The organism is Nocardia sp. NPDC059236 (assembly GCF_042754085.1).
Taxonomy (GTDB): Bacteria; Actinomycetota; Actinomycetes; order Mycobacteriales; family Mycobacteriaceae; genus Nocardia.
Window position 1 is genome coordinate 85,342 of sequence record NZ_JBHZAF010000018.1, and the last position, 14,043, is coordinate 99,384.

Below are 14,043 nucleotides of genomic sequence, written 5' to 3' on the forward strand. Positions count from 1 at the left end.
TGCTTCAGCGGTCCGACTCGCGCTGGGTGCGGGCCAGATCCATCGTCTCGAGCATGAGTTTGCCGACCGCCTCGGTCTCGGTCAGGAATCCGTCGTGGCCGTCCCGGGACCGGATGATCTCCAGCCCCTTGGAACCCGGCAGCAGATCGGCCAGCTCCTGCAGGGTACGCAGCGGGAACAGCCGATCCGAGTCCACCCCGCCGACCACGCACGGCACCGGCGTGGACCCCAGCGCCGCCGCGATACCGCCGCGGCCACGGCCCACGTCGTGGCGGTTCATGGCCTCGGTGAGCAGCACGTAGGTGGCCGGGTCGAACCGCGAGATCAGCTTGTCGGCCTGGTACTCCAGATAGCTCTGCACCGCGTAACGCCCACCCGCCCACGGGTCCTCATCGCCCTGGGCATGGTTCTCGAAGCGATGGTCGAGCTCGAACTCGGTGCGGTAGGTCAGGTGCGCGATGCGCCGGGCGATGCCCATGCCGGTCATCGGGGCGCGCCCGGTGCCGTGGTAGTTGCCGCCCTGCCAGTCCGGATCGGCCGTGATGGCCGCGATCTGGGTGGTCTGGGTGCCGATCTGGTCGGCGGTGCCGCGCGGGCCGACCGCCAGCACCAGAGCCGCGCCGACCCGCTCGGGCCGGGCGACCATCCATTCCAGCACCCGCATGCCGCCCATGGAGCCGCCGACCACGGCGGCCAGGCGGTCGATGCCGAGCAGGTCGAACAGCGTGATCTCGGCGGTCACCTGATCGCGGATGGAGATCTCGGGAAACCTTGCGCCCCAGGGCTTTCCGTCCGCGGCCAACGAGGACGGCCCGGTGCTGCCCTTGCAGCCGCCGAGCACATTGGTGGCGATGACGCACCACTCGCGGGTGTCCACCGGCGCGCCGGGACCCACGATGCCGTCCCACCAGCCGGCCTGGCCGTGATGCACGTCGGCGGGGCCCACCACGTGCGAATCACCGGTCAGCGCGTGCTCCACGAGCACCACGTTGTCCGCGTTCGCCGATAGTTCGCCCCACCGCTGCACAGCCAGCGTGACATCGGGAATGACGGCTCCGGTCTCGAGCTCGATATCCCCGATGGCAATGCTGCCGAGCGTCCCGTCGGGCGGCGGCAGCAGCAGCTCCGCCGCGTGCCGGGACGTGCTCGATTCGATGTTCACGGTCAACTTGCCGCCGCCGTCAGTCCGGCGCGCAGATCCGCCAGGATGTCGCCGATCCCCTCGATACCCACTGCCAACCGGACCAGACCAGGTGTGACACCGGAAGCCAGTTGCTCGGCGGGCGTCAGCTGGGAATGCGTGGTGGAGGCCGGGTGGATGACGAGCGAGCGCACGTCCCCGATGTTAGCGACATGGCTGTGCAGCACCAGCGCCTCCACGAACTTCTTGCCGGCATCCACGCCGCCGGCCAGCTCGAAGGAGACGATGGCACCGACGCCCTTGGGTGCCAGCTGTTTGCCCCGCTCGAACCACGGGGAGCTGGGCAGCCCTGCGTAGTAGACCTTCTCGACGCCGGGCTGCTCGGCCAGGAACTCGGCCACCGCCTGGGCGTTGGCCACGTGCCGCTCGACGCGCAGGCTCAGCGTCTCGATGCCCTGCGCGATGAGGAAGGCGTTGAACGGCGACACCGCCGCGCCCAGATCGCGCAGCAGCTGCACCCGCGCCTTGAGCGCGTAGGCCGGCGCGCCGAGATCGGCGAACACGGCGCCGTGGTAGCTGGGGTCCGGGGTGGTGAAACCCGGGAAGCGGGACTCGCCCGCCGCGTCCCGCACGGTCCAGTCGAAGTTGCCACCGTCCACGATCACACCCGCGACCGCGGAGCCGTGGCCGCCCAGGTACTTGGTGGCCGAGTGCACGACGATGTCCGCGCCCAGCCGCAGCGGCTGGATCAGGTACGGCGTGGCGACGGTGTTGTCCACGATCAGCGGCACGCCTGCCGCGTGCGCGACCTCGGCGATACCCGGGATGTCGAGCACCGAGCTGCTCGGATTGGCGACCGTCTCCCCGTAGAACGCCTTGGTGTTGGGCCGCACGGCCGCGCGCCACTGCTCGAGATCGTCCGGATCCTCGACGAAGCTGACCTCGATGCCCAGCTTGGGCAGCGAGTAGTGCAGCAGGTTGTAGGTGCCGCCGTACAGGTGCGGGCTGGCCACGATGTGGTCGCCGGCCTGCGCCAGATTCAGGATCGCGTAGGTTTCCGCGGCCTGACCGGAGGCCAGCAGCAGCGCGGCCACACCGCCCTCGAGCGCGGCGATGCGCTGCTCCACCGCGTCCTGGGTGGGGTTCATGATGCGGGTGTAGATATTGCCCGGCTCGGCGAGCCCGAACAGCGCGGCGGCGTGATCGGTGTCGCGGAAGGCGTAGGAGGTGGTCTGGTAGATGGGCAGGGCGCGGGCTCCGGTGGCCGGATCGGGAGCCTGTCCGGCGTGAATCTGCTTGGTCTCGAAGGACCAGCCGGCCGGATCCAGGGTGCCGTCAGCCGAGACGGCCGCGGGCGCGGTCGAGTCACTCATCTGTTCTGCTCCAAAAACAAGGTCGCCGAATGGCGGAAGTTTGACGTTATCGAGAGGCGAATGGGCTTCGACAACAACACATTTCGGTAGACCTCCTAGTTGCGCTTGCGTTCGGCCTTCGAACGCCCGGTCTGCACCCGGAGCACCCCACCGCAGCTGGAGGGTTGCCGATCAGCAAGCCGGGGCCTTAACGCTGATGCTCTTGACCTGTTGCGCGATTCTAGCGGGCGGACGCCGCTGTTTCGGAAGTGGGGCTGGCCACAGCGGGCCCCGCGCAGGTGCGCACGAATTCGTGATACGCGCCGACCACGGCCTCCGCCATGCGGCGTGGTGACTCGATCAGACGCTCGTCGGCGAAGCCGGAATCGAAGTCCGATTCGGTGCCGGCCCGCATGATGGCGTGGAAGGTGCCGAGCAGCAATCGAACTCGCAGATCCGCGACGGTGGTGCCGAGGCGTTCGGCCAGCACCTGCGCGGTCTGCTCGGTCTTGTTCTCGGTCGCGGCCATGCTGCACGCCCGCACCGCGGCGGTGGACCGGATGATGCGCTGCATCTGCTGGAACCAGCGGAAGGGCAGCGGTTCGTCGTGGTCGACGACGCGGTCCACGATGGACAGGAAGCTGTCCAGCAGCGCTTTCAGCTCGTTGCCGGTGGTCGGCTGCTCGCGCAGCGCGTCCGCGTGTGCCCGCGCCCAGTCCGCGATGGGCGCGATGACGATGTCTTCCTTGCTGTCGAAGTACCGGTTCACGGTGCGCGGCGAGACGTCGGCCGCGTCGGCGATCTGTTCCACGGTGGTGGCGTCGAAGCCCTGGTCGTCGCACAGCCGTAGGGCGACGTCGATGATCCGCGCCCGGGTCTGTTCCTTCTTCCGCTCACGCAGGCCCGGCCGGTGACGTGCGATCACACCGAGGTGAGTTGACAACTCCGACATGCCTCCATGGTAAGGGTTCGAACGCTTCCGCTGTCCCATTATGACAACTGTCGCAGTGCGACAAATTTCCCTTGACGCCAATTGGCTGCAGGGGTCAAGATTGTCGAGGGTGTCCCGAACCATCCGTGAGGAGACAACATGACCGCCGCGACAACAACACTCGAAGACCGATCACAAAGCTCCGACCGGCGCGGATCCGCGCGCTGGTGGGCCCTGGGCGTACTCGCCATGGCCCAGCTGATGGTGGTGCTGGACGCCACCATCGTCACCATCTCCATGCCGTTCGCCCAGCGTGACCTGGGCATCAGCGACGGCGACCGGCAGTGGGTGCTCACCGCCTACACGCTGATCTTCGGCGGCCTGCTGCTGCTCGGCGGCCGCCTCGCCGACTACCTGGGCCGCCGCCGCATGTTCCTGATCGGCCTGGTCGGCTTCGCCGGGGCGTCGGCGCTGGCCGGGCTCGCGCAGAACGGCGCGGAACTCTTCGCCGGGCGCGGGCTGCAGGGCGCGTTCGCCGCCCTGCTCGCGCCGGCCGCGCTGTCGCTGGTGTCGGTCACCTTCACCGAGGCCAAGGAGCGCGCTCGCGCGTTCGGCGTCTTCGCGGGTGTGTCCGCGGGTGGCGCGGCCATCGGCCTGATCGTGGGCGGCGCGCTCACCGAATACGCCAACTGGCGCTGGTGCCTGCTGGTCAACACCCCGATCGCGCTGATCGCCTTCCTGGGCGCGCTCGCCTTCGTGGTCCGGGACGTGCCCGCGCCGCGCACCGGCGGCTACGACCTGCCCGGCGCGGTGACCGCCACGCTCGGCCTGGTCTCGGTGGTCTACGGCTTCAGCCGCGCGGCCTCCGACGGCTGGACCGCGAGCACCACCCTGGCCCTGCTGATCGCGGGCGTCGCGCTGCTCGCCGCCTTCGTCGCCATCGAACGGCGGTCCTCGAATCCGCTGCTGCCGCTGCGTATTCCGGGGGAGATCAACCGGGGCGGCTCGTTCCTGGTGGCGCTGCTGCTGCCGATCGCCATGTTCGCCATGTTCATCAACATGAGCTACTACTTCCAGATCACGCTGGGCTGGTCGGCGCTGAAGGCGGGGGTGGCGTTCCTGCCCTTCCCCATCGGCATCGTCATCTCCGCGGGTGTCGCGAGCGGGCTGCTGCCGCGGATCGGGCCGCGGCCGCTCATGATCACCGGTTCGGTGCTGGGCACGGCCGGGCTGCTGTATCTGTCGCGGCTGAGCTTCGGGGACAGCTACGCCGGGGGTGTGTTGCCGGCAGTGATTCTTATCGCGCTCGGCATGGGCGGGCTGTTCGTGGCCATGCAGACCACGGCGCTGCATCAGGTCGAGGAGCGTGACTCCGGTGTCGCGAGCGCGCTGCTCAATGCCGCGCAGCAGGTGGGCGGCGCGATCGGCACCGCGCTGCTGTCGACGATCGCGGTGCAGGTGGCCGAGCGGTTCGCGAAGAACAATCCGGGCGTCGACCACGTGATGGCCCGGGCCGCGATTCATTCCTATGACATCGCGTTCCTGATCGGCGCGGGATTCTTCCTGGTGACCATTCCGATCATCGCGTTCATGGTGCGGGACAAGCCGGAGAATCTGCTCGAAGGTTCCGAGCACGTGCACGTGGGAGTCTGACTACCGACTATTCACCCGCGGGTCGCGGCAACATATATCCCGCGGTCCGCGGGTTTGGGGTTGCCGCGGGCCGCGGGTTTTCGCATCCTGGAAAGTGCGTAAAGTCACGCGAAAAGCTACTAATCGGTAACCGCACTGAATCCCGCACAGCGGGGGCCACCCGAGCGGTGAGATCGATAGCAGCAGTACGCTTGTCTTGCTTGACGCCACAGCGTACGTGGACTTGGCACCACAGGTCCCGTGCCGAGCGCCATGCGTATACGTTGTCTGTTGAACAGCTGGGGTCCGCTACAAGCGGTGCTCACCGGCCGTGCAATGGGAGCACCACCTTCCTAGGAGGACACGAAGATCCATGTCCAAGATCAAGGTTGAAGGGACCGTCGTCGAACTCGATGGCGACGAGATGACCCGGATCATCTGGCAGTTCATCAAGGACAAACTGATCAACCCGTATCTCGATGTGAACCTCGAGTATTACGACCTCGGCATCGAGTATCGCGACAAGACCGATGATCAGGTGACCATCGACGCCGCCAACGCCATCAAGAAGCACGGCGTGGGTGTGAAGTGCGCGACGATCACCCCCGATGAGGCCCGCGTCACGGAGTTCGGTCTGAAGAAGATGTGGCGGTCGCCGAACGGCACCATCCGCAACATCCTCGGCGGCACCATCTTCCGCGCGCCGATCATCATCTCCAATGTGCCGCGTCTGGTTCCGGGCTGGACCAAGCCGATCATCATCGGCCGCCACGCCTTCGGTGACCAGTACCGCGCCACCGATTTCAAGGTGCACCAGGCCGGCACCGTCACCCTGACCTTCACGCCCGAGGACGGCTCCGAGCCGATCCAGCACGAGGTCGTCCGCATGCCGGAAGACGGCGGCGTGATCATGGGCATGTACAACTTCAAGGACTCGATCCGGGACTTCGCGCGGGCCTCGCTGAACTACGGCCTGCAGCAGAACTACCCGGTGTACATGTCGACCAAGAACACCATCCTCAAGGCCTACGACGGCATGTTCAAGGACACCTTCCAGGAGGTGTACGAGACCGAGTTCAAGGACGAGTTCGACGCGGCCGGTCTCACCTACGAGCACCGCCTCATCGACGACATGGTCGCCTCCGCGCTCAAGTGGGAGGGCGGCTACGTCTGGGCCTGCAAGAACTACGACGGCGACGTGCAGTCCGACACCGTGGCGCAGGGCTTCGGCTCGCTGGGTCTGATGACCTCCGTGCTGCTCACCCCGGACGGCCGCACCTGTGAGGCCGAGGCGGCGCACGGCACCGTGACCCGGCACTACCGTCAGCATCAGCAGGGCAAGCCCACCTCCACCAACCCGATCGCCTCGATCTTCGCGTGGACGCGTGGCCTGGCCCACCGCGGCAAGCTGGACAACACCCCCGAGGTGATCGGTTTCGCCCAGACGCTCGAGGATGTCGTCATCAAGACGGTCGAGTCCGGCCAGATGACCAAGGACCTCGCGCTGCTGGTCGGCGGCGACCAGGGCTACCTGACCACCGAGGAGTTCCTCGGCGTGCTGGACGCCAACCTGGCTCGCGAGCTGCGCTAGAAAAGAAGTTCCCAACTCTCGGGACTCTCAGGGGTAAGCCCCTGAAACCCCAAGGGCAAGAGGTTGTTCAGGGGCCACCCCTGAAACCCCAGGAGCGCAAGCTCCTACGCGCCGACGAACGTGAACAGCGCGAAGCGGTGAAGATGGCGGCCGGGACCACAGTCCCGGCCAGAACCATCCACCGCGCCACACGGGCACCTGCCCCCACCGGAACCGGTGGGTGGGCGGGTGCCCGAACTGTTTTCGGGGTTCTCCCGGCCGTGATCACGAAACGTTCACACGGTCCTTGCCAGCATGGCCGCGTGTCAACGGGTTAACGCACCCGACCGGACGGTCAATACCCCTGTGACAGACGGGGTTCGGCCGCGGTACGCGCGGCGGCGAAGGAGGAGCGATGACGGCGATCGGTGGCGAGCTGCGCACTGTGGTGCGGGGCCGGGTGCTGGTACCCGGGGACGAGGGTTTCGAACAGGCGAGCACGCCGTGGAATCTCGCCGTGCGGCAGCGGGTTTCGGCGGTGGTGGAGGTCGCGGACGCGGCCGACGCCGCGGCGCTGGTGCGGTTCGCGGCGGCGGCCGAGCTGCCGCTGAGCACGCGGGCGACGGGGCACAGCCCCTCCTCGGCGGCGGACGGGACCGTGCTGGTGACGACCCGGGCGCTGGACGGGATCGAGATCGACGCCGCGGCGCGGGTGGCGCGGGTGCAGGCGGGGGTGGCCTGGCAGCCGGTGCTGGAGCAGGCCGCCGCGCACGGATTGGCCGGAGCCTGCGGCAGTTCCGCGGTGGTCGGGGTGACGGGGTACACGCTGGGCGGCGGTGTCGGCTGGTTCGCGCGCAGCCGCGGCTACGCCGCGCACGCGGTGCGAGCGCTGGAGGTGGTGACCGCGGATGGCGATCAGCGCCGGGTGACCGCGGACTCCGAGCCGGACCTGTTCTGGGCACTGCGTGGCGGCGGCGGCGATTTCGCGCTGGTGACCGGCATGGAATTCGAATTGTTCGACGCGACCCAGCTTTTCGGCGGCCGCATACTGTGGCCGGCCGAGCGGACCGAAGCCGTCGTCGCAGCCTTCCGGCAGGCCACCGCGGAAGCCGAAGAGGGACTGAGCCTTTGGCTGACTCTCCTGCAATTCCCGCCGTTCCCCGAGCTTCCCGAGATACTGCGCGGCCGGGCCATGGTGGCCGTGGACGTGGTCGCGCTGGGCGCGGTCACCGGTCCGCTGCGGTTGTTCGACGAGATTCCGGGCGCGGTGCTGGACACCCGGCGGCCGCTGGATGCCGCGCAGGTCGGCGGCGTCTGCATGGAGCCGACCGACCCCAGCCCGGCCCGGGTACGCGGTGAGCTGCTCACCGAGTTCTCCGCACGGGTGAGCGACGCGCTGCTGGCCGCCGCCGCGCCGCAGGGCGGGGTGGGGCCGCTCGCGCTGGTCCAGGTCCGGCACCTGGGTGGCGCGCTGACCCGGCTGCGCCCCGACGCGGGCTGCGCGGGCGGGATCGCCGAGCCGTACCTGTTGTCGCTGCTCGGCCCCGCGCCGACCGCGGACTTCGAGGCGGCCGTCGTCGAACGCAGTGACGCCGTGGTGGATGCGCTGCGTCCGTACCTGAGTGGCCGGAAACCGTTCACCTACTTGGATTCCGGTGAAACCCCGGACGCGGTCTTCGATCCGGTCACGCTGGCGCGGTTGCTGGAGATCAAGGACCGGTTCGACCCGGATGGCTTGTTCCGCAGCAACTTTCCCGTCATTCCGCCGCTCGGCGAGGCGGATCCCAGCCGGGTCGCCGCACCGGTCACGGTCTGACCGGGGACGCGCGGGCAGCCCGCCGGGACCAGCGTCCCGGCGGGCTCGTGGCGTGGGCCGGCCCAAGATCCGGGCCGGTCGGTGAGTGAAATCACCGGACCGGACGGTATCGGGACCGTTCGCCACTGTGTTGCGCTTGGTTGTGCCCGAATCCGTGTCCACAGCCACCACCGCATCCGCCGCCGACGAGATGAGCCCCGACGGGGTGCACCGTCCCGTCGGGTCCACGCCCGAGGCCGTCGAGTCCGCGCCCGAGGCGGGGCCACGTGAGCGGTGGCATGTGCCCGCCATGCTGGCGCTGGCCCTGGGCGGGTTCGGGATCGGGACCACCGAATTCGTCACCATGGGTTTGCTGCCCGATATCGCCGGCTCCATGAAGGTCTCCGAACCGACTGCCGGACACATTGTTTCGGCCTACGCGCTGGGCGTGGTCGTCGGTGCGCCGGTGATCGCGGCGCTGTGCGCGCGGGTCCCGCGCAAGCGGCTGCTGATGGCATTGATGGCGGCATTCACGCTGGGCAATGCGGCCAGCGTGATCGCGCCCGGCTTCGCGACGCTGACTGTGGCGCGGTTCGTCTCCGGCCTGCCGCACGGCGCGTACTTCGGTGTGGCGTCGCTGGCGGCGGCCTCGCTGGCGCCGGTGGGGCAGCGTGCCAAGGCGGTTGCCGCAGTTATGCTGGGTCTGAGCGCCGCCAATGTCGTCGGCGTTCCTGCAGCCACCTGGCTGGGCCAGAACCTCGGCTGGCGGAACGCTTTCGTGGTGGTCGCCGTGATCGGCATCGCGACCGTCGCCGCCATCTCCCGCTTCGTGCCGGACCTGCACGGCATTCGCATGACCGACCCCCGTACCGAACTGACGGCCCTGCGCCGCCCCCAGGTGTTGCTCACCCTGCTGGTCGGCGCCGTCGGCTTCGGCGGCATGTTCGCGGTCTACACCTACATCACCACCACTCTCACCGATGTGGCCGGCCTCCGCGTCGGCCTGGTTCCGTTGGTTCTCATGCTCTTCGGCCTGGGCATGGTCGCGGGCAATATCGCCGGCGGCGTCCTCGCCGACCGCGGCGTGGATCGCGCGATCCTCATCTCCCTGCCGGCCATGGCGGTGATCCTCGCCGGATACGTTGTGGCAGCGCACAATCCCTATACCGCCGCTGTTGGCGCCTTCCTGGTCGGTGCGTCCGGCGCGGCCCTGGCCCCCGCCCTGCAGACCCGTTTGATGGACGTGGCCCACGACGCCCAGACCCTCGCCGCCGCCCTCAACCACGCGGCACTGAATATCGCGAACGCGGCAGGTGCGTGGCTGGGCGGCCTGGTGATCGCGGCGGGGCTGGGGTACACCGCGCCCACCGCCGTGGGCGCCGGTCTCGCGGTCCTCGGCACGCTGCTGTTCGCGGTGACCGTGGTTGCAGCGCGGCGCGGCGGTGCACTGCCGCATTGACGCGGTGCGCCGGCCAGTCAGGTGGTCGCAATATCGTGACACTCACGAGCCGGAGTGACGTGTGCCACGTTCAATGCCGTCGAACTCCGCTCGGAAATAACATCGCCCACAATGCATCGCCCACGATGTATCTGGTCCGCGTTCATATCCATCACCCCGGGCGGTATCGCTGGCCGGGGCTCAGACAGGAGGTTGTCGTATGTCACCGAAATCCGCGGGATCGAAGAAGGCGTTGCGGGCCGCCGGTCAGGCGGCTCTGGGAGCCGCGCTCCTCGCGGCCGGAACGGGTCACCTGACCTTCCAGCGCAAGGAGTTTCGGGCGCAGGTCCCGCACTGGCTGCGACTGGATCCCGACTTCGTCGTCGTCACGTCCGGTGTCGTCGAGATCGGACTCGGCGGGGCCTTGCTCGGTACCTGGAAGCAGCCTGCACGGGCCTTCCTCGGCGCTACGACCGCCGCCTTCTTTGTCGCGATCTTTCCCGGCAACGTCGCACAACTGGTCAATCGCGCTGACGCCTTCGGTCTCGACACCGACGCCAAACGCGCGGTGCGGCTGCTCTTTCAGCCGCTTCTCGTGGCCGGAGCGCTCGCAGCGACCGACGCCCGCAGAATTCTGCGCCGGGGCGAACAGTGAGATCGACATAGCACCCGTGGGCCGTGGAGACGGTGCGGGCCGGACTCCGGCCCGCAACCGCGGCGCGAACATACACGATTGTATGTAAGTGTAAGATCCTCCCATGACCAGCTCCGCCGTCTCGAAACCCCCGCGCCGCACCCAGGAGCAGCGCAGCAGCGAGACTCGGACGCGACTGCTGGACGCCACCATCGACTGCCTCGTCGAGTACGGCTACGCCGGGACGACGACGCCGCGGGTGGCCGAGCGCGCGGGCGTGACCCGGGGCGCGCAGGTGCACCATTTCGGTTCCAAGAGCGAGCTGGTGGTCGCGGCGATCAGTCATCTGGCGCAGCGGCGCACCGAGGCGGCCATGCAGGAGATCCGGCGGGTTCGCAGCGGCGACGATCCGATCGGCGCCACCCTGGAGGCCATGTGGGAGCTGCATCAGGGCCCGCTGTTCATCGCGGCCATCGAATTGTGGGTGGCCAGCCGCACGGATCGGGTGCTCGCGGTCGAGATGGAGAAGGTCGAGCCGTTCGTGAACAACGCGGTGCTGCTGGCCGTCGCGCAGTTGGTGCCGAATGAGCTGGACCGCAAGAACGTTCGCGATTTCGCCTACACCGCGATGGACACGCTGCGCGGAATCCTGGTGACCAACTTCATTTCTCCCGATCCCGAGCGGGCGCACCGGCGCTGGCTGCGGGCCTCGGCGCAGTTGCGCCTGGCGGCCGAGGCGCGGATGCCCGACTTCCGGATCGCCGACGAATAGCTGATCGATTCGGCCCGAAGGCCCTCGCCGCGGTGTGCGGCGGGGGCCTTCGCCGTTTGCGCGGGTGGGGTCACCACATCGGCGGTATGTCCGGGCGTACCGGCCGGAGCTGGTGATCTTGTGCTCGATGCTGAGAATCGCGGCCCCCTCTTGCCTACTTACATACAGCTTTGTATGTTTGTTTTCGTTCCCCTATGTGAGGAGTTCGATGACGAACAAGGTCTACGTCGTCGGTGTCGGCATGACGAAGTTCGAGAAGCCGGGGCGGCGCAAGAACGAGGACGGCAGTGACTGGGACTACCCGGACATGGCCCGGGAGTCGGGGACCAAGGCCCTCGCCGATGCCAGAATCGACTACCGCGAGATCGAGCAGGCCTATGTCGGCTACGTCTACGGTGAATCCACCTCCGGCCAGCGCGCCGTCTACGAACTGGGCCTGACCGGCATTCCGGTGGTCAATGTCAACAACAACTGCTCCACCGGCTCGACCGCGCTCTACCTTGCGGCACAGGCGATCCGGGGCGGGCTGGCCGACTGCACGCTGGCGCTGGGCTTCGAGAAGATGCAGCCGGGCTCGCTCGGCTCCACCTGGGACGATCGCGAACAGCCCATGGCTCGCCACATCATGGCGCTCGCGGAGATCTCCGAGGTGCTGTTCCCGGTGGCCCCGTGGATGTTCGGCGCGGCCGGGCGCGAGCACATGAAGAAGTACGGCACCACCGCCGAGCACTTCGCCAGGATCGGGTACAAGAACCACAAGCACTCTGTGAACAACCCGTATTCACAGTTCCAGGACGAGTACACGCTCGACGACATCCTGGGCTCGCGCATGATCTACGACCCGCTCACCAAGCTGCAGTGCTCGCCGACCTCCGACGGGTCCGGCGCGGTCGTCCTGGCCTCGGAGGAATTCGTGGACCGCCACGATCTGTCGCGGCAGGCGGTCGAGATCGTCGGCCAGGCCATGACCACCGACTTCCAGTCCACCTTCGACGGCAGCGCCAAGAACCTCATCGGCTACGACATGAATGTCCGGGCGGCGGAGAAGGTGTACGCGCAGGCCGGGCTCGGCCCCGAGGACTTCCAGGTCATCGAGTTGCACGACTGCTTCTCCGCCAACGAGCTGCTGCTGTACGAGGCGCTCGGCCTGGCCAGGGAGGGCGAGGCCGGGCACCTGATCGACTCCGGCGCGACCACCTACGGCGGCAAGTGGGTGGTGAACCCCTCCGGCGGGCTCATCTCCAAGGGACACCCTTTGGGCGCAACGGGTTTGGCGCAGTGCAGCGAGCTCACCTGGCAGTTGCGCGGCGCCGCCGACAAGCGGCAGGTCGGCAACGTCACCGCCGCCCTGCAGCACAACATCGGGCTCGGCGGCGCGGCCGTCGTCACCGCCTACCAGCGCGCCGACCGCTGATCCGCGCCCTCCACCCCGACTACGAAGAGGTAATCCCGTGGGACACATCGAAGCTTCCAAGGACCTGACCGCCACCCCCGACGGCCTGTGGGCCGTGGTCTCCGACCCGCAGACCTGGGACAAATGGTTCTCCATTCACGAGCGCTGGATGGAGGAGCCGCCGGCCGTGCTGGCGCCGGGCGCCAAGCTGACCGCCAAGATCATGATGCTCGGCATGGCCAACAAGATCGAGTGGGTGGTCGAGAGCGTCGAGACCCCGAACAGGCTGGTGCTCAGCGGCACCGGCATGGCCGGGGTGAAGGTGCAGTTCGCCTTCGACATCACCCCCGAGGGCGCGGGCAGCCGCTTCTCGGTGTCCGGTGATTTCGAGGGCGCGCTGATCAAGGGGGCGCTGGGCAAGGCGGTGGAGAAGGACGGCCTCACGCAGCTGGACAAGACTCTCGCCGCGCTCGATGCGGTCGCCACGGCGGCCTGACGGCGAGCGGGCGCCCGAGATGACTTCCACCGCTGTCGAATTCGACGAGTCCGGACTGGGTTCCTGGTCCGACGAGGAGGCGTTCGAGGTCACGCGCGAGCGGATCGCCGAATACGCCGCGGCCACGAACGATCCCATTCCCGCGCACCTGAAAGGCGATGCGGCCCCGCCGGTCTTCGCCATCGTGCCGGTCTTCGAGGCCATGATGATGCCGGTCATCGAGGTGGCCCCGATGCACATCTTCGGGCGGGTGGTGCACGGGGAGCAGGACTTCCACTTCCACCGGCCCATCCGGCCCGGCGACAAGCTGGTGTCGCGGGCCAAGGCCATCGGGTTCGAGGGCAAGGACAACGGCTCGACCATCACCATCCTCATCGAATGCCGTTCCGAGGCCGGGGAACTGGTCAACGAGCAGTATCTGACCGCGTTCTTCCGCAATGTCGACGCGGGTAAGCAGGCGGGCGAGCAGGCTCCGGCGCACCGCTTCGATCCGGCACTGCTGGAGCGGGAGCCGCTCGCCACGGTGGCCGCGCACGTCGACGCCGATCAGACGTACCGGTATTCGCCGGCCTCCGGTGATCCGGTTCCGCTGCATCTGGACGATCAGGTCGCCCGGGACGCCGGCCTGCCCGGCATCATCGCGCACGGGCTCTGCACCATGGCCATGTCGTCGTGGGGGGTGCTGACCCAGGTCGCGGGCTCGGATGTGGCTCGGCTGCAACGGTATGCGGTGCGCTTCGCCAAGATGGTGTTCCCGAACGACGACCTGGAGACCCAGATCTGGAAGGTCGGCTCGGCCGACGGGGTCACCACCTACGCCTTCCGCACGGTCCGCGGCGGCGACACCGTCCTCAGCGACGGCCTGGCCGAAATTTCCGACAACTCTTAG

At 68.2% G+C, this 14,043-nt stretch carries 12 protein-coding genes and 1 riboswitch; of the genes, 9 read left to right on the forward strand and 3 right to left on the reverse strand.

Annotation, left to right across the window (positions count from 1 at the left end; translation table 11 throughout):
- Window positions 1-4 precede the first annotated feature (4 nt).
- The 3 genes from ACFXIV_RS35885 to ACFXIV_RS35895 all read right to left on the reverse strand — a co-directional run bounded on the left by ACFXIV_RS35885 (window position 5) and on the right by ACFXIV_RS35895 (window position 3,445).
- Entirely contained in the window at window positions 5-1,168 is a 1,164-nt protein-coding gene (locus tag ACFXIV_RS35885; RefSeq protein WP_379394785.1) for a homoserine O-acetyltransferase, read from the reverse strand.
- Window positions 1,165-2,514 (reverse strand): bifunctional o-acetylhomoserine/o-acetylserine sulfhydrylase, encoded by a 1,350-nt coding sequence (locus ACFXIV_RS35890; RefSeq protein ID WP_379394787.1) that lies wholly within the window; start codon window positions 2,512-2,514, stop codon window positions 1,165-1,167. The genes ACFXIV_RS35885 and ACFXIV_RS35890 overlap by 4 nt, the downstream gene beginning before the upstream one ends.
- 96 nt (window positions 2,515-2,610) lie before the next feature.
- Window positions 2,611-2,722: riboswitch (SAM riboswitch) on the reverse strand.
- Window positions 2,723-2,734: 12 nt separating this feature from the next.
- Entirely contained in the window at window positions 2,735-3,445 is a 711-nt protein-coding gene (locus ACFXIV_RS35895) for a TetR/AcrR family transcriptional regulator (protein WP_379394789.1), read from the reverse strand.
- A 138-nt stretch (window positions 3,446-3,583) separates the two neighbouring features.
- On the opposite strand from ACFXIV_RS35895, the gene ACFXIV_RS35900 reads away from it, so the two are divergent.
- The 9 genes from ACFXIV_RS35900 (at window position 3,584) to ACFXIV_RS35940 (ending at window position 14,043) form a co-directional block, all read left to right on the forward strand.
- Window positions 3,584-5,077 (forward strand): MFS transporter, encoded by a 1,494-nt coding sequence (locus ACFXIV_RS35900; RefSeq protein WP_379394791.1) that lies wholly within the window; start codon window positions 3,584-3,586, stop codon window positions 5,075-5,077.
- Between the two features lie 352 nt (window positions 5,078-5,429).
- Complete coding sequence (locus ACFXIV_RS35905) at window positions 5,430-6,647, forward strand: NADP-dependent isocitrate dehydrogenase (RefSeq protein ID WP_354830238.1); 1,218 nt, start codon at window positions 5,430-5,432, stop codon at window positions 6,645-6,647.
- A 394-nt stretch (window positions 6,648-7,041) separates the two neighbouring features.
- The gene (locus ACFXIV_RS35910) at window positions 7,042-8,442 is read left to right on the forward strand and encodes an FAD-binding oxidoreductase (RefSeq protein WP_379394793.1); all 1,401 of its coding nucleotides are present in this window, start codon (window positions 7,042-7,044) and stop codon (window positions 8,440-8,442) included.
- A gap of 190 nt (window positions 8,443-8,632) precedes the next feature.
- Window positions 8,633-9,880: an MFS transporter gene (locus ACFXIV_RS35915; RefSeq protein WP_379394968.1), complete on the forward strand. Its 1,248-nt coding sequence runs from the start codon at window positions 8,633-8,635 to the stop codon at window positions 9,878-9,880.
- Window positions 9,881-10,079: 199 nt separating this feature from the next.
- Window positions 10,080-10,514, forward strand: a complete 435-nt coding sequence (locus ACFXIV_RS35920) for a hypothetical protein (RefSeq protein WP_379394795.1) — start codon at window positions 10,080-10,082, stop codon at window positions 10,512-10,514.
- A 103-nt stretch (window positions 10,515-10,617) separates the two neighbouring features.
- On the forward strand, window positions 10,618-11,265 hold the full coding sequence (locus tag ACFXIV_RS35925; protein ID WP_379381869.1) for a TetR/AcrR family transcriptional regulator: 648 nt from the start codon (window positions 10,618-10,620) through the stop codon (window positions 11,263-11,265).
- Window positions 11,266-11,473: 208 nt separating this feature from the next.
- A complete protein-coding gene (locus ACFXIV_RS35930; RefSeq protein WP_379394797.1) occupies window positions 11,474-12,679 on the forward strand; it encodes a lipid-transfer protein in 1,206 nt (401 codons plus the stop codon).
- Between the two features lie 37 nt (window positions 12,680-12,716).
- The gene (locus ACFXIV_RS35935; protein ID WP_379394799.1) at window positions 12,717-13,154 is read left to right on the forward strand and encodes an SRPBCC family protein; all 438 of its coding nucleotides are present in this window, start codon (window positions 12,717-12,719) and stop codon (window positions 13,152-13,154) included.
- A gap of 19 nt (window positions 13,155-13,173) precedes the next feature.
- Window positions 13,174-14,043, forward strand: a complete 870-nt coding sequence (locus tag ACFXIV_RS35940) for a MaoC/PaaZ C-terminal domain-containing protein (RefSeq protein ID WP_379394801.1) — start codon at window positions 13,174-13,176, stop codon at window positions 14,041-14,043.